At 70.1% G+C, this 18,667-nt stretch carries 16 protein-coding genes; 9 read left to right on the plus strand and 7 right to left on the minus strand.

The features are described from left to right. Positions 1-11: 11 nt before the first annotated feature. A complete protein-coding gene (locus CEG14_RS20915) occupies positions 12-1,457 on the minus strand; it encodes an MFS transporter (RefSeq protein WP_094828337.1) in 1,446 nt (481 codons plus the stop codon). A 100-nt stretch (positions 1,458-1,557) separates the two neighbouring features. Then, the gene (locus CEG14_RS20920; protein ID WP_094828338.1) at positions 1,558-2,061 is read right to left on the minus strand and encodes a peroxiredoxin; all 504 of its coding nucleotides are present in this window, start codon (positions 2,059-2,061) and stop codon (positions 1,558-1,560) included. A gap of 243 nt (positions 2,062-2,304) precedes the next feature. Here CEG14_RS20920 and CEG14_RS20925 point away from each other — a divergent pair, with 243 nt between their 5' ends. Then, positions 2,305-2,736, plus strand: coding sequence for a hypothetical protein (locus tag CEG14_RS20925; protein WP_094828339.1), 432 nt, complete (start codon positions 2,305-2,307; stop codon positions 2,734-2,736). A 30-nt stretch (positions 2,737-2,766) separates the two neighbouring features. Here CEG14_RS20925 and CEG14_RS20930 read toward each other — a convergent pair whose 3' ends face one another. Beyond that, entirely contained in the window at positions 2,767-3,648 is an 882-nt protein-coding gene (locus tag CEG14_RS20930) for a dienelactone hydrolase family protein (protein WP_094828340.1), read from the minus strand. Between the two features lie 19 nt (positions 3,649-3,667). Then, on the minus strand, positions 3,668-7,396 hold the full coding sequence (locus CEG14_RS20935) for a DUF748 domain-containing protein (protein ID WP_094828341.1): 3,729 nt from the start codon (positions 7,394-7,396) through the stop codon (positions 3,668-3,670). Between the two features lie 128 nt (positions 7,397-7,524). Here CEG14_RS20935 and moaC point away from each other — a divergent pair, with 128 nt between their 5' ends. Genes moaC through CEG14_RS20960 form a run of 5 tightly spaced genes read left to right on the plus strand, consistent with a single transcriptional unit; the run spans position 7,525 to position 10,503 of the window. Beyond that, positions 7,525-8,034 carry a cyclic pyranopterin monophosphate synthase MoaC gene (gene moaC / locus CEG14_RS20940; protein ID WP_094828342.1) on the plus strand — a complete coding sequence of 170 codons (510 nt, stop codon included), beginning with the start codon at positions 7,525-7,527 and terminating at the stop codon, positions 8,032-8,034. Beyond that, positions 8,015-8,266 (plus strand): MoaD/ThiS family protein, encoded by a 252-nt coding sequence (locus CEG14_RS20945; RefSeq protein WP_094828343.1) that lies wholly within the window; start codon positions 8,015-8,017, stop codon positions 8,264-8,266. The genes moaC and CEG14_RS20945 overlap by 20 nt, the downstream gene beginning before the upstream one ends. Before the next feature lie 28 nt (positions 8,267-8,294). Beyond that, the gene (locus tag CEG14_RS20950; RefSeq protein WP_094828344.1) at positions 8,295-8,771 is read left to right on the plus strand and encodes a molybdenum cofactor biosynthesis protein MoaE; all 477 of its coding nucleotides are present in this window, start codon (positions 8,295-8,297) and stop codon (positions 8,769-8,771) included. Beyond that, the gene (gene moaB, locus CEG14_RS20955) at positions 8,771-9,298 is read left to right on the plus strand and encodes a molybdenum cofactor biosynthesis protein B (protein ID WP_094828345.1); all 528 of its coding nucleotides are present in this window, start codon (positions 8,771-8,773) and stop codon (positions 9,296-9,298) included. The genes CEG14_RS20950 and moaB overlap by 1 nt, the downstream gene beginning before the upstream one ends. A 2-nt stretch (positions 9,299-9,300) precedes the next feature. Beyond that, entirely contained in the window at positions 9,301-10,503 is a 1,203-nt protein-coding gene (locus tag CEG14_RS20960) for a molybdopterin molybdotransferase MoeA (RefSeq protein WP_094828346.1), read from the plus strand. 10 nt (positions 10,504-10,513) lie between these two features. Here the strand turns inward: CEG14_RS20960 and mobA are convergent, their stop codons facing one another. From mobA to CEG14_RS20975, 3 genes are read right to left on the minus strand one after another with little or no spacing between them, the layout of a single operon-like run. Next, positions 10,514-11,098 (minus strand): molybdenum cofactor guanylyltransferase MobA, encoded by a 585-nt coding sequence (mobA, locus tag CEG14_RS20965; protein ID WP_094828559.1) that lies wholly within the window; start codon positions 11,096-11,098, stop codon positions 10,514-10,516. A 43-nt stretch (positions 11,099-11,141) separates the two neighbouring features. Next, positions 11,142-12,236: a GTP 3',8-cyclase MoaA gene (moaA, locus tag CEG14_RS20970; RefSeq protein WP_094828560.1), complete on the minus strand. Its 1,095-nt coding sequence runs from the start codon at positions 12,234-12,236 to the stop codon at positions 11,142-11,144. A gap of 55 nt (positions 12,237-12,291) precedes the next feature. Continuing rightward, positions 12,292-13,380 (minus strand): substrate-binding domain-containing protein, encoded by a 1,089-nt coding sequence (locus CEG14_RS20975; protein WP_094828347.1) that lies wholly within the window; start codon positions 13,378-13,380, stop codon positions 12,292-12,294. A gap of 238 nt (positions 13,381-13,618) precedes the next feature. Here CEG14_RS20975 and CEG14_RS20980 point away from each other — a divergent pair, with 238 nt between their 5' ends. The 3 genes from CEG14_RS20980 to fdhF are packed head-to-tail and all read left to right on the plus strand — an operon-like array spanning position 13,619 to position 18,652. Next, positions 13,619-14,173, plus strand: a complete 555-nt coding sequence (locus CEG14_RS20980; RefSeq protein ID WP_094828348.1) for a formate dehydrogenase subunit gamma — start codon at positions 13,619-13,621, stop codon at positions 14,171-14,173. After that, the gene (locus CEG14_RS20985) at positions 14,170-15,762 is read left to right on the plus strand and encodes a formate dehydrogenase beta subunit (protein ID WP_094828349.1); all 1,593 of its coding nucleotides are present in this window, start codon (positions 14,170-14,172) and stop codon (positions 15,760-15,762) included. Before CEG14_RS20980 ends, CEG14_RS20985 begins: the two co-directional genes overlap by 4 nt. A gap of 13 nt (positions 15,763-15,775) precedes the next feature. Then, positions 15,776-18,652 (plus strand): formate dehydrogenase subunit alpha, encoded by a 2,877-nt coding sequence (fdhF, locus tag CEG14_RS20990; RefSeq protein ID WP_094828350.1) that lies wholly within the window; start codon positions 15,776-15,778, stop codon positions 18,650-18,652. Positions 18,653-18,667: the final 15 nt, after the last annotated feature.

Below are 18,667 nucleotides of genomic sequence, written 5' to 3' on the forward strand. Positions count from 1 at the left end.
CTGCGTGCGGCTCAGCTGCCGGTGCCGGTGCGCGCAAGCGGCGGCTCGGCGGCCTCGTCGACGGCGGCAGCGGCCTCCGGCTCGCGCACTTCGGCATGCGAAAACGCGGTGGCGGGCTCGACGTTCTCGAAGGCGGCGATGGGCTCGACCGCCTCGCCCGCCGCCATCGGCGGCTGCACCACGCCGGATTCCGGCGTGACCATCTCCATGCCGGGATCGGCCACCGGATCGACCCGCGGATCGAGCGCCACCGCGGCCGGCGAGCTCTGCAGCGTGTCGGGCATGGGCACGAACTGCACCGGCGCCTCCTGCACCTGGTGCAGGCCCGTGACGCGGGCCGGACGCACCTGCCACACCAGGATCAGCGCGCACGCCGTGATGAAGACGAAATACATGGCGTGGCCGCCGAACGACATCAGCACGCCGGCCACCAGCGGGCCGAGGCAGGCGCCCACGCCGTAGGTCATCAGCAGCACCGCGCTCAGGCCCACGCGCCGGTCGGACTCGACGTGGTCGTTGGCGAAGGCGGCGCCCAGCGGATAGAGCGTGAACTGCAGGATGCCGAAGACGCCGGACAGCACCAGCAGCAGCCAGTACGGCAAGGACAGCCAGCCCCACATCAGCACCGGCAGCGCCACCAGCAGCGCGGCATTGAAGCGGATCAGGCCGGCGCGATTGATGCGGTCGGAGAGCCAGCCCATCGGCCATTGCGCCAGCAGGCCCGCGGTCACGCCGGCCGCCACGAACATCGCCGCGTGCGAGGTGCTCAGGCCGAGCTTGGCGGCGTAGACCGGCGCCAGGCCATAGAAGGCGCCCGATAGATTGCCCGCCACGAACAACACCGTGAGCGACAGCGGCACGCGCTTCAGGAAGAAGCGCACGTCGAGCGGCGCGGGCAGCGGCGTGGGCGGGTGCGAGCGCGCGGTCACGGCGATCGGCACCAGGCACAGCGTGAGGCACATCGCCACCAGGATCAGCGGACCGTCGCCCAGCGTGGTGTAGGCGGTGAGCACCAGTTGCCCGAGCACGGTGCCCAGGCCCGACACCATCATGTAGACGGAGAAGACGCGGCCGCGCTGGCGGTTTTCGGTCTGCTCGTTGAGCCAGCTCTCGATCACCATCAGCTCCGTGACCATCACGATGCCCGCGATCAGGCGCAGCGCCAGCCACAGCGGCATGTAGTCGATCAGGCTCTGCGCCAGGATCATGCTGGTGGCCACGGCAGCACAGGCGGCGAAGGCCCGGATGTGGCCGACGCGGATGATGAGCTTGTGCCCCATCCGCGCCCCGCACACGAGGCCGAGATAGTAGGCGGCGATCAGCGCGCCGATCCAGATCTCGCTGACCGATTCGCCGGTCAGGCGCAGGCCCATGTACGTATTGAAGATGCCCGTGCCGATCAACATCAGCAGCGTGGCGAGATACAGCGAGGAAAACGAGGTAATCGTGGAAATCATGAACGGGCGACCGCTTTTGGGTTGTCGGGCACACGCGGGGCAAGGCGGAGTGTCCGCCGGACGCGGGCGGGCCGCGTCGGCGGAACGGGCCGGCGGGCCCTTACAGCTGGCGCAGCAGCGTGTCGGCGTCGCTGACTTCGAACTTGCCGGCGGCCTCGACGTTCAGGCTCTTGACCACGCCATCGTCGATCAGGGCCGAGTAGCGTTGCGAGCGCACGCCCATGCCGCGCGCGACCAGGTCGAGCTCCAGGCCCAGCGCACGGGTCCAGGTGGCCGAGCCGTCGGCCAGCATGCGCACCTTGCCGGCGACCTGCTGCTCACGGCCCCACGCGCCCATCACGAAGGCGTCGTTGACCGACACGCACCAGATTTCGTCCACGCCCTTGGCGCGCAGCGCCTCGGCCTGGGCCACGTAGCCCGGCAGGTGCTTGGCCGAGCAGGTGGGCGTGAAGGCGCCCGGCACCGCGAACACGGCGATCTTCTTGCCTTTCACCAGATCGGCAACCTGGAAGGCGTTGGGGCCCAGCTGGCAGCCCGGCGTTTCGGTTTCGATGAATTCGGTCAGGGTGCCATCGGGCAGCCGATCGCCGACTTTGAGGGTCATGGAGTTCTCCAGCATTTCGCAAACGGACGTTATGTGATTGTTGTACGGCGGGCCGCGCGCGCGGTCCGCCTGTCGTCATGATAGTGCCGAATGCCGACCCCATGTCACCGCCCCGAAAGAATCGCGCACAGACTGAAACGACTCCAAACGCCGTGTTCGTGCCCCTGTCCCGCGTGACTGGCCATAATGAGGTCACAACCGGCCCGGCCTGCGTCCGGGCTCCGAAATGCAGGAGGACATACCATGCGCGCAACCCTGGCCGCCTTGCTGGCCGCTGCGAGCTGGACCCTGGCGGCAGGCGCCGCCCATGCGGCAGATCCGTCGGGACAGCTCACCTACGAACAGATCATCGACACCGCCGGCGCCACCAACGGCGCGGCCCGCACCTGCGGCGCCTCCGAGCCCGACCTGGCCCAGCACGAAGCCACCTGGCGCAACAATCTCCAGCGCTTCGCGCAGGAATATGGTTACGACTTCAAGGTCTTCGACGCGGCCTTCAAGCAAGGGCAATCCAAGGGCAAGGCCATGATGGAAGACATGCGCCGCGGCAACGTCGACGGCTGCGCCGGGGTGCTGGGCGGCTTCCAGCGCGAACGCGCGATCGGCTACAGCGAAATGAAACAGGCCATCGCCGAAGTGACCGATGGCCTGCCCGAGGGCAAGGCCGGCAACTGAATGCCGGCCCGCCGTCTGCGCTGACGCGCCTTATTTCAGGCCCTTCTCCGCGAACCAGTCCAGCATGCGGGTCCAGGCCTGCTCGGCCTCGGTCTTGCGGAAGCTGGGTCGGTAGTCGGCGTGGAACGCATGCGGCGCTTCGGGATAGACGTCGATGCGCGACGCCTTGGCCGCCGCCGGCCCCTTGGCCAGCGCGATGCGCATCTTGTCCACGTCTTCGAGCGGAATGCCGGCATCCTTGCCGCCATAGGCACCCAGCACCGGCGCCTTCAGCTGCTCGACCAGGTCCAGCACCGACTTGGGCTTGAGCTCCGACGGCGTGCCGCCGAGCTGGCCATACCAGGCCGCCCCCGCCTTCAGGCCGGGGTTGTGCGCGGCATACAGCCAGGTGATGCGCCCGCCCCAGCAGAAGCCCAGGATGCCGAGCTTGTCGGCTGCGCCGCCATGCTCCTTGGCCCAGGCCGCGGTGGCGTCGAGGTCGGACAGCACCTGCGCATCGGACACGCGGTCGACCACCTCGGCGCGCAGCTTGGCGATCTCGGTGTACTTGGACGGGTCGCCCTGGCGCGCGAACAGCTCGGGCGCGATGGCCAGGTAGCCAGCGTGCGCCAGGCGGCGGCACACGTCCTGGATGTATTCGTGCACGCCGAAGATCTCGGAGATCACCAGCAGCGTGGGGAGGTTTTTCTTGCCCTCGGGCTCGGCGCGATAGGCCGGGATCTTGCCGTCGCCGGCCGGGATCTCGATCTTGCCGGCGGTCAGGCCGCGCGCGTCGGTCTTGATGGCGGTCTGGGCCACCGCCTGGCCGGTGGCCAGGGAGAAGCCCGCCGCCACGCTGGTGGCGATGAAGCCGCGCCGGTCTAGCTTGAGCGGCGGCAACAGGCTGTCGAATTCGGAATCAGAGCCGGACATGAGGAGACACTCCTGTGGGTCACTTCAGAGAGAAATCGACGCGCGATGGCGAACCGTCGTCCTTGATGCCATCGGTGCCGAACGTGGGCTCGACCATGAAGATCCGGTCGGCGGGCCCGCTGGACTGCAGCTTCTCGTATACCGCCTGAGCGCGTGAGTCCGCAAGCCTGCGCAGCGCATCCTGGGTGACGGGCGCCGCCTGGCGCAGCAGGTCTTCCATCTGCTCCGGCGGCAGCGACTTGGCCATGCCGATGAAATTGCGCGGCTTGTTGTCCATCTTGGTGTCGTCATAGACGCGCTCGAGGTACTTGGCGCGCTCGGCCGCGGTCACGCTCACGCCATCGGGATCGGCCTTCTTGCCGCGCGGCGAGGTGGCGGCCGCCTTGGCGCGGCGGATCTGCAGGTCGACCCAGGCCTGGCGCAGCCCCGCGTCGTCGGCCTTGGCGTCGGCGCGGCCCGCCACGTCGAGCTTCAGGCTGGGCCGGTCGTTGAGCGCCTTGGCCAGGGTCTCGAGCCGCTCGTTGGCCTCGTCGGTGAGCGCGGCGCTGCCGGGCGCGAACTCCACGTACGACAGCTCCTCGCCGCCGCCGAAGGCCGAGGCCAGCAGCTGGAACGGCGAGGTCACCGCCTTGACCACGAGATTCACCAGCACCCGCACGATGATGCCGCCGACCGAGAACTGCGGATCGTCGAGCGAGCCCGAGATCGGCAGGTTGATGTCGATGTTGCCGCTGCTGTCCTTCAAGAGGGCCACGGCCAGCAGCACCGGCGCCTTGATCGCGTCGGGGCTGTCGGTCTTGTCGCCGAAGGTGAGCTGGTTGAGCACCACGCGGTTGCTGGCGGTCAGGGCGCGGTTCTTGATCTGGTAGTGCACGTCCATCGAGAGCTTGCCGCGCTTGATCGGGTAGCCCACGTACTTGGCCGAATAGGTGGTGAAGCGCGGCAGGTCCACGCCCTTGGCGCTCGCCTTCAGGTCCAGTGCCAGGAACTGCTCGAACGGCTGCACGGTGCCGCTGATGGAAAACGGCGCGGTAGTGTAGACCCGGCCGCCCACCTTGACGCGGGCGGGCTGCGGCCGGCGCGACGACACGGCCGACACCGCGCCCTCGATCGAGGACAGCTCCGCCGTGTAGTTGGGCTTGATGAAGCGGTCGGTGAAGGTCATGCGGCCGCGCTTGAGCGTGACGCTGTTGAGCGAGATGTCGGGCAGCGGACCCGAGGCCTGCTTCGCCGCCTGCGGCCGCGTGCGCGTCTGCGTGTCCTGCGTGATCGAGCCGCCGGCCTGGCCGGGCTCGGCCACGAGGTCCATCACGTTGAGGCGGCCTTCGGCGTTGAGCAGGATGCGGCCGTAGAAATCGTCGAGAACGATGTCGCCGAGGTTGGCCGTGAAGGTGCTGCCGTTCACGCCGATCTGCATCCCCGACAGGCCGAGCCTGGACCATTTCAGGAAGTCGTCGCGGTTGACCCGGTCTTCGAGATCCAGGTCGGTCACGTCGACCGCGCCGGACCAGCTGGCCTTGAGCGTGTTGCCGCTGCCGGCATAGCTGGCCTCGCCCTTGGCGCCCACCACCACCGACCGCACGGTGGCGTTCAGGCTCGAGGCCACATAGGGTGTGAAGGGCGTGAGATTCAGGCCCGCGAGGTCGACCGAGGTCTTGAGCGACAGCGGCTGGGTCGTGAAGCTGCCTTTGAGCGCGAGCTGGCCCGGGCCCTGGATGTCCTTGGCACTGAGCGTGAAATTGGCGGGCTGCGGGCCCAGCGTGAGCTGGTCCACGCCCAGGTCGAGCTGGCCCAGCTTCACGTCCACCGCGGGCTTCATGCCCTCGTCGCGCAGGGCCAGCCGCGACAGGCTGGCCTTCACGCCGGCGGCGGAAATCACGTTCACCTCGCCCTGCTGCACCATGCGCAGCCGCGCATCGAGCGCCACCCGGCCGTCCTGCAGCACGATGGGCGCGACGCTGCGCACCGCGGGCGCGAACGGCGCCAGCGCGACGTTGGCCAGGCGCAGGTCCAGGTCCAGCGAGAGCGGCTGCAGCACCAGCGGCCCACGGGCGCGCAGCCAGCCGCCGTCGGTGGTGTTGTCCATCGAGGCCCAGAGCAGGATCGGCCGGTCCTTGGGCTGCGGCAGCTCCACGCCCTCGACCGTGAGCGCCAGGCCGCTGACCAGGTAGTCGAGGCCGCTGCCGGCATCGCGCAGCCGCAGCTCGCCGTCGTGCACATTCACCGCATCGACCACTACATGCCAGGGCGCGGGCTCGGGCGGCTCGGCCGCCGGCGGGGCCGAGCCCGGCTCCGGCACGGCCGTCGTGGCCGACGCCACCGCGGCGCCAGCGGGGGCAGCCGCCCCGGGCAGCGACGGCTGCGAGGGCACGGACGGCTGCGCGGGCTGCGACGGCGACGACGGCCGCGAGGCGCCCGCGGGCTGGGCGGGCTGCGAGGGCTGGGAAGCCTGCGAAGGTCGAGACGGTTGCGACGGCAACGATGGCCGCGAGGGCGACGGTTGCGCGGGCAACGAGGGCTGCGAGGCCTGGGAAGGCTGCGACGGCTGAGACGGCTGCGAAGGCCGCGACGGCTGCGCGGCGCCGGCCTGCGCCACCTGGACCGCGCCCTCGACGGGCGGCGCGGCCGGCCTGGCCTGGCTGGCCGGCGCCACCTTCTTCGCCGGCTCGGTGTTCGGATCGCCGAGCTTCTGCAGGCCGTTGATCACCTCGAGCCAGTTCACGCGCTGGTCGGCGTAGCGCCGCGTCTGGGCCTGGGGCGACCAGAGCTCGACCTCGCCGACATAGAGCTTGCGCGCCATCGGCTCGACCGAGATGCGGCGCAGCACCAGCGTGCTCCAGCCCAGCAGCGCCTCGCCCGAGGTCTCGCGCACGTCGACCTGGCGCAGGCCGGCATCGCCCACCACCCGGATCACCGGCGCGGCGCCGGCCGGCTGTTCGAAGCGCACCTGCAGGTCGGTGTCGAGCAGCCCGCGCTTGAGCGCGACGGGCAGCGGCAGGGGCCAGATGTCGGCCCATTTTTCGAGCTCGAGCCCGGCAAAGCTGACGTTCAGCGTGGACACCGGCACCTTGTCGAAGGGCCGCGCGGTGCCGTCGATGTCGAAGGCGCTGCCGTTGATGCGCATGTGCACCTTGGGCAGCACGTCCACGTCGGCGGCATAGCCGAAGGTCGACACGAAGGGCACGCCCAGCGTGATCTCGTCGATGCGCTGCTGGCGGCCGGTGACCTTGTCGTCGAGCGTGACGACCCCGCCTTCGAGGCTGAGATTGTTGAGCGAGAAGCGCGGCAGGCCGCCCGCCTTGCCCTCGGTTTCGGGCTCGGCGGCGGCCATGGCCGCGAGCCGTTCCTGGACGTCGGAGAAGTTGAAGCGCGTGACCTCGTCGCGCACCAGCGCGATCTGCGGGTCGACCAGGCGCACGCGGTCGACCACCGGGGCGAAGAACACGATCGAGCGCCAGGCGGCGCTGATGTCGACCAGTCCGATCTTTGCGAGCGGCTCGGCGCCGCCGGGCTGTGCCACGGCGAGGTCGCGGGCCCGCACGGTGAGGGTGAAGGGATTGAAGGAGATGTCGCCGACGCTGACGTCGCGGCCCAGCAACTGCGCGACGTTTTCGGTGAGCGCGCCGCGCAGCAGCTTGGGCACCTGCCACGCGGCCAGCCCCGCCAGCACCAGCGCCACCCCCACCACCCACGCCAGGATCTTCAGCATCCGGCGTGAAACCCGCAGTGCAGGCAGGTGCAAGGGCATTTGGCGACTCCCGACGTGTGTTGCGGGGGATTATCGCGCCCCGTTTACGGCTCGTCTATCATAGGGTGATCGCGCGCCGTCCAACCCGGCCGCCCTTGCATTCCTTAACCATTCAGAAGGTCCCGTCCATGTCCGGCTCTTCTCCCGCGGACGCCCCCGGGCTGCCCGCTCTCAGCCACCTCGATGAAGACGGGCAGGTCCGCATGGTCGACGTCGGCGCCAAGCACGACACCGACCGCATCGCCATCGCCGCCGCCAGCGTGCGCATGAACCCGCATGCCTATGGGCTGCTCACGGCGCCCGGCCAGGGCAAGGGCGAAGTGCTGAACACCGCGCGCGTCGCCGCCATCCTGGCCGCCAAGCGCTGCGCCGAGCTGATCCCGCTGTGCCACAGCCTGCCGCTCGCCTTCGTGGGCGTGGAGTTCTCGCTCGACGACGCGGCCCACCGCGTCGACATCCGCGCCACCTGCCGCACCAGCTACAAGACCGGTGTCGAGATGGAAGCCATGACCGCCTGCAGCGTGGCCGCGCTCACCATCTACGACATGTGCAAGGCCGCCGACAAGGCGATCGTGATCGAACAGGTACGCCTGCAATACAAGGCGGGAGGGAAAAGTGGTGAATGGCGCAACGATTGACCTGCTGTATTTCGCACGTGTCGCCGAACTGACCGGCAAGCGCGCCGAGGCCTGGCCGCTGGTCGGCCCCACCACCGGCGCCGAGTTGCTCGCCGCCCTCACCGCGCACTACCCGCAGCTGGGCGCGGCGCGGCGGCTCAAGCTGGCGATCAACCAGACCCACGCCAAGCCCGAGGCCGAGATCCGCCCCGGCGACGAGGTCGCGGTGTTCGAGCCGGTCACCGGAGGCTGAGCCTCCCCCGCCCCCCAAGGAATCCAGCATGATCCTCGTCCAGGAAGCCGACTTCGACGAAGCGGCGCTCAAGGCGCGGCTGGTCGACGCGGCCGGCAATCCCGGTGCGGTCGTCACCTTCACCGGCTACGTGCGCGACTTCGCGCCCGACGCGCCGACCGACGCCCTGCACCTCGAACACTATCCCGGCATGTGCGAGCGCGAGCTCGAGGCCATCGCCCAGACCGCGCGCGAGCGCTGGCCGCTGTCGGCCACGCTCATCATGCACCGGGTCGGGCGGCTCGAGCGCGGCGCGCGCATCGTGTTCGTCGGCGTCGCCAGCGCCCATCGCGGCGACGCCTTTCGCGGTTGCGAGTTCATCATCGACGCCCTCAAGACGCGCGCGCCCTTCTGGAAGCGCGAATCGCTGGCCTCCGGTGAAAGCTTCTGGGTCGAGCAGCGCGCTGCCGACGCCGAGCGCACCGAGTCCTGGCAGGGCCTACCGGCACATCCCAAGGAGATCTGATGGATACCGAAAACAAAGAAAAAGTGTCATTGGCCTGCGCGGTGCTCACCGTGAGCGACTCGCGCACGGCGGGCAACGACACCTCCGGCAACCTGCTCGCGCATTCGCTGGCGCACGCCGGCCATCAATGCGTGCGGCGTGACATCGTGCCCGACAATCTCTATCAGATCCGCCGCATCGTCAGCGAATGGATCGCCGATCCCGAAGTGCAGGTGATCCTCACCAGCGGCGGCACCGGCTTCTCGCCGCGCAACAGCACGCCCGAGGCCATCCGCGTGCTGTTCGACAAGGAGATCGACGGCTTCGGCGAGCTGTTCCGCCAGCTCTCCTACGCCGAGATCGGCAGCTCCACCGTGCAGTCGCGCGCCATCGCCGGCTACGCCAACGACACGCTGATCTTCTGCATGCCCGGCTCCAACAGCGCCTGCCAGACCGCCTGGGACGGCATCATCCGCGAGCAGCTCGACAGCGACCAGAAGCCCTGCAACTTCGCCACGCAGTTCCGCCGCCGCGACGCCGAGGAATGACCATGCTGGAATTCGATCAGGCCCAGGCCCAACTGCTCGACGCCGCCGGCCCCGTCGCCGCCACCGAATCGCTGTCGCTGCGCCTGCTGGCCGGCCGCGTGCTGGCCGAAGACATCGTCGCCACGCTGGATCTGCCGCCCGCCGACAACAGCGCGATGGACGGCTATGCCGTGCGCCACGCCGACCTGGCGGCCGGCACGCCGCTGCCGATCCAGCAGCGCGTGTACGCGGGCGAGGCGCCGCAGCCCGCCCTGCCCGGCCACGCCACCCGGCTCTTCACCGGCAGCCTGATTCCGCCGGGCGCCGACACGATCATCATGCAGGAAGACACGCGCGAGGCCGACGGCCACGTCGAGGTCACCGCGGCGATCCGCCCCGGCCAGCACGTGCGCAAGCGCGGCGAAGACACCACGGCCGGCAAACAGATCGTCGCCGCCGGCACGGTGCTGGGCGCCGGACACATCGCGCTGCTGGCCTCGCAGGGCATCGCGCAGGTGCGCGTGTTCCGCCGCCTGCGGGTCGGCGTGCTGACCACCGGCGACGAGCTCGTCAATCCGGGCCTGCCGCGAGCCGAGGCCCAGATCTACAACTCCAATGCGCCGATGCTGGCCACGCTGCTCGAGGGCGTGGGCGCCGAGGTCGCGCACGTGCTGCATGCGCGCGACGAGGAGGCCGACACGCGCGAGGCGCTGCAGACGCTGCTGCGCGAATGCGACCTGGTGCTGAGCGTGGGCGGGGTGTCGGTGGGCGAGCGCGACCTGGTCAAGCCGGCGCTCGAAGCGCTCGGCGCCACCCTGGCACTGTGGAAGGTGCGCATGAAGCCGGGCAAGCCGGTGGCGCTGGCCCACGTGGACGGCAAGCCGGTGGTGTCGCTGCCGGGCAATCCGGTGTCGGCCTTCGCCGTGTTCACGGTGCTGGTGTCGCCGCTGATCCGCCGCATGCAGGGCCGCACCGAGGTGCTGCCGCCGGTGTCGCGGCTGAAGCTGCGCACGCCGGCGCCGCGCCGCGACGACCGCGCCGAGTTCGTGCGCGTGCAGCGCCACGATGGCGAGGCGGGCGGCGAGCTGCAGCTCTATCCGCACCAGGGCTCCGGGGTGATGAGTTCGTTGCCGTGGTGCACCGGGCTGGCGCGCCTGCCGGCCGACGAAACCGTCAATGACGGCGACGTGGTGCGCTACTACGACCTGCGCCACTGGCTGGCGTGAGCGCGGCGGCTCAGGACTGCGCGAACGCGAAGTCTTCGGCCGTATTCAGGTTGAGAAAGGCCGCGGGCTGGTCGTCGAAGGGCACTTCGACACAGCCCGCCTGCTCCTGCCACAGCGCGACCTTGCGATCGCCCCCGGCCAGGTAGGCCCGCAGGCCGTCGAGCGCCTCTGCCCGCACCGCCATGCAGACCGCGTGGCGCCGGCCCAGCGAACTGGCCACGCCCACCCTGCAGCCCGCCCGCGCCGCCGCGCCGATCAGGCGCGCCGCCAGCGTGTCGGGAATCAGCGGCGTGTCGCAGGGCACGCACACCAGCCAGCCCTCGCGCCAGGCGGCCAGCCCCGCCGCCACGCCTGCCAGCGGGCCCTGCCAGGCGCCGAGCGCCGCATCGTCGCCCACCACCTCGCCGTAGTGCGCGTAGGTGTCCTGGTTGCGGTTGGCGCTCACGATGAGACGGCCCACCTGCGGCGCCAGCCGGCGCGCCACGTGCGACACGAGCGGCTCGCCGCGCCAGGCCAGGAGGCCCTTGTCCGCGGCATTGACGCGCTGCCCCTGGCCGCCGGCCAGGATCAGGCCGGCGACGTGGCCGCGCGCGATCGCGGCGGCCGCGCGCAGGTCGGCGTCGGAGTCGGGCACGGGTTCAGCCACCGATGTAGCTCATTTCGATCCGGTCGCGCGCGGGCCCGTCGTGCTGGGCGCGGCGTTCGGAGTAGTTGTCGGTGCGGCCCTGCCAGATGCCGGACAGCACGCGCAGCACGCGGGCATCGTCGGCGTGACCGCGCAGCAGATCGCGCAGGTCGTGGCCGCTGTTGGCGAACAGGCACAGGAACAGCTTGCCCTCGGGCGACAGGCGCGCGCGCGTGCAACCGCCGCAAAAGGCCTCGGTCACGCTCGAGATCAGCCCGATCTCGCCGGTCCCGTCGGCATAGCGCCAGCGCTGCGCGACCCGGCCCATGGCCGGCTCGGTACAGGGCTCGACCGGGTAGTGTTCGGCGATGCGCTGCACCACCTCGGCGCTGGGCACCACCTCGGCCAGGTTCCAGCCGTTGGTGCTGCCCACGTCCATGTATTCGATGAAGCGCAGGATGTGGCCGCTGCCGCGGAAGCGCCGCGCCATCGGCAGGATCTGGTCGTCGTTCAGGCCGCGCCGCACCACCATGTTGACCTTGACCGGCGTGAGCCCGGCGTCGGCGGCGGCATCGATGCCGCGCAGCACGTCGTCGGGCGTGACGCGGCTGTCGGTCATGTCGGTGAAGCGCGAGGCGTCGAGCGCGTCGAGACTGACCGTGACGCGCGTGAGGCCCGCGTCGGCCAGCGCGCGCGCCTTGCGCGCCAGCAGGCTGCCGTTGGTGGTGAGCGTGAGCTCGAGCGGATCGCCCGCGGGCGTGCGCAGCGCGGCCAGCATGGCGATCAGCGTTTCGATGTGCTTGCGCAGCAGCGGCTCGCCGCCGGTGAGGCGGATCTTTTCGGTGCCGAGCTGGGCGAACAGGCGCGCCAGCCGCGTGATCTCCTCGAACGACAGCAACGCCGAATGCGGCATGAAGGCGTAGTCCTGGTCGAAGACCTCGCGCGGCATGCAGTAGGTGCAGCGGAAATTGCAGCGATCGGTGACCGAGATGCGCAGGTCGCGCAAGGGCCGTGCGCGCGTGTCGCGCACGGGCGCGCCCGCCGCGGGCGGATCGGCCTCGGGCAGGGTCGCCACGCGGGCGTCGGTCAGGTAGATCACGGAACTCATGGTGCTCATCATAGCGCCAGGGCGGCAGCGCGAGCCTTGCGGCCGCGCAAGGGGCTCAGGCGAATGCCTCCTGCACGGTCTGGAGCCGGCCGGTCGCGCTCGCGTCGTAGCCCACCAGCTCGGACACATATCGGACATAGCCGGGACTGCGCAGGAAGGCCAGGAAATCCTGCATGGCCGGGCTGTCGAGCGCGCTCTTGCGGATCGCAAAAAAGTAACGCTCGCGCACCAGCGGGATGAAAGCCAGGCCGAAGCGGCGCGCCGCGGTCTCCACGCCCACGCCGGTGTCGGCCATGCCGCTGGCGATGTGGGCCGCGATCGCCATGTGGGTGAATTCGTTGGTCTGGAAGCCCTGCACCGATTCCACCTCGATGCCGGCGCGCTGCAGCATCAGGTGCACCAGATAACGGGTGCTGGAGCCGGGCTGCCGGTTGACGAAGCGCACGTCCGGGCGCGCCAGGTCGGTGATGCCCAGGATCTGCTTGGGGTTGTCGGCCACCGTGAACAGTCCGGTATTGCGCACGGCGAGATGGATCAGCAGATGCTCGTCGCGGTGCAGCCACTGCGCGTAGTTGGCGAAGATGTCGCGCTCGAACTCGCCCAGCGGCACCTGGAAGCCGGCCAGGTCGCAGTCGCCGCGCTCCAGCGAGGCCAGCGCCTCCACCGCCGTGCGGTAGCGCAGCTCCACGCCGGGCTCGCGGTCGCCCCAATGCTGCATCAGCGCCTCGACCGCGAAGCCGTGGCTGGCATGCAGGCGCAGGTGCGTGCGCGCCTGCGGCAACAGGCGTTCGAGCTCTTCCTGCAGCTCGGACGAGAGGCTATCGAGCGTGGGCATGAGGCGCGCGGCGATGCGGCGGTTGGCCCACAGCAGGCGCTCGGCGAATGGCGAGAGCTGCGTGCCCTGGCGCCGGCGCGTGACGATGAGCGTGGTGCCGAACAGCGCCTCGAACCGGCGCAGCACGCCCCAGCCGTGGCGGTACGACAGGCCGCAGGCCTTGCAGGCGCCCGCGATGTGGCCGGTGGCGTCGATCGCCGCCAGCAGCGAGAGCAGGTCGTGCAGCGAGCGGCCGTCGCCCGGCTCGTCGGGGTCCAGCCCCTCGAGCACCCACTGCGGCTGCAGGCCGATGCGGAATTTATATGTCATTTAATTCATATTGAAGCCAGCCACGGACGCGATTAGAGTAGCGCCAAAACAGCGGCTGGAAACGAAAAAGCCTTGCAAACCGGGATGTTGCGCTGCACACAACGCCCGACACCAAGGTCCGCTCGAGCGGCGTTCCAGACACCCATCCTGATTAATATGTTTTTCCATGCATATTAGCCAGCGCGGCCGCAAATCACAACAAAGGTTGCGCCCCGCGCGCAGCCGCTAGGAGACTGCCATGGCCCACCCACCGGCCAAAGCCGATCTCGCCTCCAGCGCCGGTGCGCGTGGCGGCGACCTGGCGCGCGACCGCGCGGCCCAGGCCACCCCTGCCATCGCCGCCGCGGCGCGCCTCACGGCCGAGCATCAGCACGAACCCGGCGCGCTGCTGCCGATCCTGCATGCCATCCAGGACGAGCTGGGCTGTATTCCGCCCGAGACGGTCCAGACCATCGCCGAGATGCTGAACCTGTCCCGGGCCGAGGTGCACGGCGTGATCAGCTTCTACCCCCACTTCCGCACCGAGCCGGCCGCCCGCCACGTGGTGCAGCTGTGCCGCGCCGAGGCCTGTCAGGCCATGGGCGCCGACGCGCTCGCCGGCCATGCCCGCGGCCGCCTGGGCTGCGACTTCCACCAGCACAGCGCCGACGGCGAGGTCACGCTGGAGCCGGTGTATTGCCTGGGCCTGTGCGCCCAGTCGCCGGCCATGCTGATCGACGGCCAGCCGCACGCCCGTGTCACGCCCGCGCGCTTCGACGCGCTGCTGGCCCGCACCCTGAAGGAGCCGGCATGAACGCGCCCATCGTCACGCCCCGCACCGAGCCCGCGCTGGTGCGCATCTTCGTGCCGCGCGACGCCTCGGCCCTGGCGCTCGACGCCGACCTGATCGCCGCCGAGATCGCGCGCCGCGCCGAGGCGCAGGCACGGCCGGTCGAGATCGTGCGCAACGGCTCGCGCGGCCTGCTCTGGCTCGAGCCCCTGGTCGAGATCGCCACGCCCGCCGGGCGGGTCGCCTATGGCCCGGTGCAGCGCGAGGATCTCGACGGCCTGTTCGCCGCCGGCTGGCTCGACGGCGCCGCCCATCCGCTGTGCCACGGCCTGACCGACGCCATTCCCTATCTCGCCCGCCAGGAGCGCCTCACGTTCGCCCGCGTCGGCATCACCGATCCGCTGTCGATCCAGGACTACGCCGCCCACGGCGGCCTGGCCGGGCTCGAACGCGCGCTGCGCATGCCGGCCGAGGCCATCGTGCAGGAGGTCACCGACGCCGGCCTGCGCGGCCGCGGCGGCGCGGCCTTCCCCACCGGCATCAAGTGGAAGACCGTGCTGAGCGCGCCGGGCCAGCGCAAATACATCGTCTGCAATGCCGACGAAGGCGACTCGGGCACCTACGCCGACCGCCTGCTGATGGAGGGCGACCCCTACGCGCTGATCGAGGGCATGACCATCGCCGGCCTCGGCGTGGGCGCCACGCAGGGCTACATCTACGTGCGCTCCGAGTACCCGCAGGCGGTGGCCACGCTGCGCGCGGCCATCCGCCGCGCGCGCGAGGTCGGCTGGCTCGGCACCGACATCCACGGCAGCGGCCGCGCCTTCGACCTCGAGGTGCGCATGGGCGCCGGCGCCTACATCTGCGGCGAGGAAACCTCGCTGCTCGAAAGCCTGGAAGGCAAGCGCGGCGTGGTGCGCGCCAAGCCGCCCCTGCCCGCGGTCCAGGGCCTGTTCGGCCAGCCCACGGTGATCAACAACGTGATCTCGCTGGCCACGGTGCCCACGATCCTGGCGCACGGCGCGGCCTACTACCGCGAGTTCGGCGTGGGCCGCTCGCACGGCACGCTGCCGTTCCAGCTCGCCGGCAACCTGCGCCAGGGCGGGCTGGTCGAGAAGGCCTTCGGCCTGACGCTGCGCGAGCTGCTCTACGACTTCGGCGGCGGCTCGGCCAGCGGCCGGCCGCTCAAGGCCGTGCAGGTGGGCGGACCGCTGGGCGCGTATCTGCCCGAATCGCTGTGGGACGAGCCGCTCGACTACGAAGGCTATGCGCGCATCTCGGCCATGATCGGCCACGGCGGGCTGGTGGCGTTCGACGACACGGTCGACATGGCGCACATGGCGCGCTACGCGATGGAATTCTGCGCCATCGAATCCTGCGGCAAGTGCACGCCCTGTCGGATCGGCTCGACGCGCGGCGTCGAGACCATCGACCGCATCATCGAAGGCGGGCCGGCGCGCGAGCAGCAGGTGGTGCTGCTGCGCGACCTGTGCGACACCATGCTGGGCGGCTCGCTGTGCGCGCTGGGCGGCATGGCGCCGTTCCCGGTGCTGTCCGCGCTCGATCATTTCCCGGCCGACTTCGGCCTCATCACCGCGGCCCAGCCCGCCTGACCCGGAGACCGCCATGTTCGAAACCGTGATCAAGCGCGACCGCGACCTCGGCACGCCCGCGCGCACCGCCACCCGCCTCGTCACCCTCACCATCGACGGCCAGCCCGTGCAGGTGCCGGAAGGCACCTCGGTGATGCGGGCCGCGGCCGAGGCCGGCATCAACATCCCCAAGCTGTGCGCCACCGACAGCCTCGAGCCCTTCGGCTCGTGCCGGCTGTGCCTGGTGCAGATCGAGGGCCGGCGCGGCTATCCGGCCTCCTGTACCACGCCCGCCGAAGACGGCATGGTGGTGACCACCGAAAACGCCAAGCTGCACGACCTGCGCCGCGGCGTGATGGAGCTCTACATCTCCGATCATCCGCTCGACTGCCTGACCTGCCCGGCCAACGGCGACTGCGAGCTGCAGGACATGGCCGGCGTGGTGGGCCTGCGCAACGTGCGCTACGGCTTCGCCGGCGCCAACCACCTGCACGACCAGAAAGACGAGTCCAACCCCTACTTCAGCTACGACCCCTCGAAGTGCATCGTGTGCAACCGCTGCGTGCGCGCCTGCGAGGAAACGCAGGGCACCTTCGCGCTCACGATCTCCGGCAAGGGCTTCGACTCGCGCGTGTCGCCGGGCCAGGACCAGCCCTTCATGGAGAGCGAGTGCGTGTCGTGCGGCGCCTGCGTGCAGGCCTGTCCGACCGCGACGCTGCAGGAAAAGACCGTCATCATGATGGGCCAGGCCGAACACTCGGTCATCACGACCTGCGCCTACTGCGGCGTGGGCTGCGGCTTCAAGGCCGAGATGAAGGGCCAGGAGCTGGTGCGCATGGTGCCCTGGAAAGACGGCCAGGCCAATCGCGGCCACTCGTGCGTGAAGGGCCGCTTCGCCTGGGGCTACAGCACCCACAAGGAACGCGTGCTCAAGCCCATGATCCGCCAGCGCATCACGGATCCCTGGCAGGAGGTCTCGTGGGACGAGGCCATCAACCACGCGGCCTCGGAGTTCCGCCGGATCCAGGCCGCGCATGGCCGCGACGCCGTCGGCGGCATCACCTCGTCGCGCTGCACCAACGAAGAGACCTGGCTGGTGCAGAAGCTCGTGCGCGCCGCCTTCAACACCAACAACGTCGATACCTGCGCGCGGGTGTGCCACTCGCCCACCGGCTATGGCCTGAAGCAGACGCTGGGCGAATCGGCCGGCACGCAGACCTTCGACTCGGTGATGCATGCCGACGTGGTGATCGTGATGGGCGCCAACCCCAGCAGCGGCCATCCGGTGTTCGCCTCGCGCCTGAAGCGCCGGCTGCGCCAGGGCGCGCGCCTGATCGTGATCGACCCGCGCCGCATCGAGCTGGTGAGCTCGCCCCACATCAAGGCCGACTTCCATCTGCAGGTGCGGCCCGGCACCAACACCGCGCTGCTGACCTCGCTGGCGCACGTGATCGTCACCGAAGGGCTGGTCGACCAGGCCTTCGTGACCGAGCGCTGCGAGACCAAGGCCTACGAGCAATGGGCGGCCTTCGCCGCCCTGCCCGAGAACTCGCCCGAAGCCATGCAGGAGATCACCGGCGTGCCGGCGGCGGCCGTGCGCGGCGCCGCGCGGCTCTACGCGGGCGGCGGCAACGGCGCGATCTACTACGGCCTGGGCGTGACCGAACACAGCCAGGGTTCCACCACCGTGATGGCGATCGCCAACCTCGCCATGGCCACCGGCAACATCGGCCGCGAGGGCGTGGGCGTGAATCCGCTGCGCGGCCAGAACAACGTGCAGGGCTCGTGCGACATGGGTTCGTTCCCGCACGAGCTGCCGGGCTACCGCCACATCGGCGACGACCTGACCCGGCGCCAGTTCGAGGCCGACTGGGGCGTGACGCTGCAGCCCGAGCCCGGCCTGCGCATTCCCAACATGTTCGAGGCGGCGCTGGCCGGCTCGTTCAAGGGCCTGTACTGCCAGGGCGAGGACATCGTGCAGTCGGATCCCAACACGCAGCACGTGGCCGCCGCGCTGTCGGCCATGGAGTGCATCGTGGTGCAGGATCTGTTCCTCAACGAAACCGCGAAATACGCGCACGTGTTCCTGCCCGGCTCGTCGTTCCTCGAGAAAGACGGCACCTTCACCAACGCCGAGCGCCGCATCTCGCGGGTGCGCAAGGTGATGGAGCCGAAGAACGGCCTGGCCGACTGGGAAGTGACCATGGCGCTGTCGAACGCGCTGGGCTATCCGATGAACTACGCCCATCCGAGCGAGATCATGGACGAGATCGCGCGCCTCACGCCCACCTTCCACGGCGTGAGCTATGCCAAGCTCGAGCGCATGGGCAGCCTGCAGTGGCCGTGCAACGAAGACGCGCCCGACGGCACGCCCATCATGCACATCGACGCGTTCGTGCGCGGCAAGGGCCGCTTCATGATCACGCGCTACGTGCCGACCGACGAGCGCAGCACGCGCCGCTATCCGCTGCTGCTCACGACCGGCCGCATCCTGTCGCAATACAACGTGGGCGCGCAGACGCGCCGCACGCCCAACGTGATGTGGCATGGCGAGGACGTGCTGGAGATCCATCCGCAGGATGCCGAGGACCGCGGCGTGGCCGAGGGCGACTGGGTCGGCATCCAGAGCCGCGCGGGCGAGACCGTGCTGCGCGCCACCCTCACCGACCGGGTGCAACCGGGCGTGGTATACACCACCTTCCACTTCCCCGAGTCCGGCGCCAACGTCGTGACCACCGACAGCTCCGACTGGGCCACCAACTGCCCGGAATACAAGGTGACGGCGGTGCAGGTCACGCGCGTGTCGCAACCCTCCGAATGGCAGCAGCGCTGGTCGCGCGAGGCCGATCTGCAGCAGCGGCTGCTGGCCGAACGCACCCGCGAGACCGCAGGCGCGCTGGCGGGGAAGTAACCCCGACACGGAGCC

Source organism: Bordetella genomosp. 1, assembly GCF_002261335.1.
In the GTDB taxonomy this organism is placed as follows: Bacteria; Pseudomonadota; Gammaproteobacteria; order Burkholderiales; family Burkholderiaceae_B; genus Bordetella.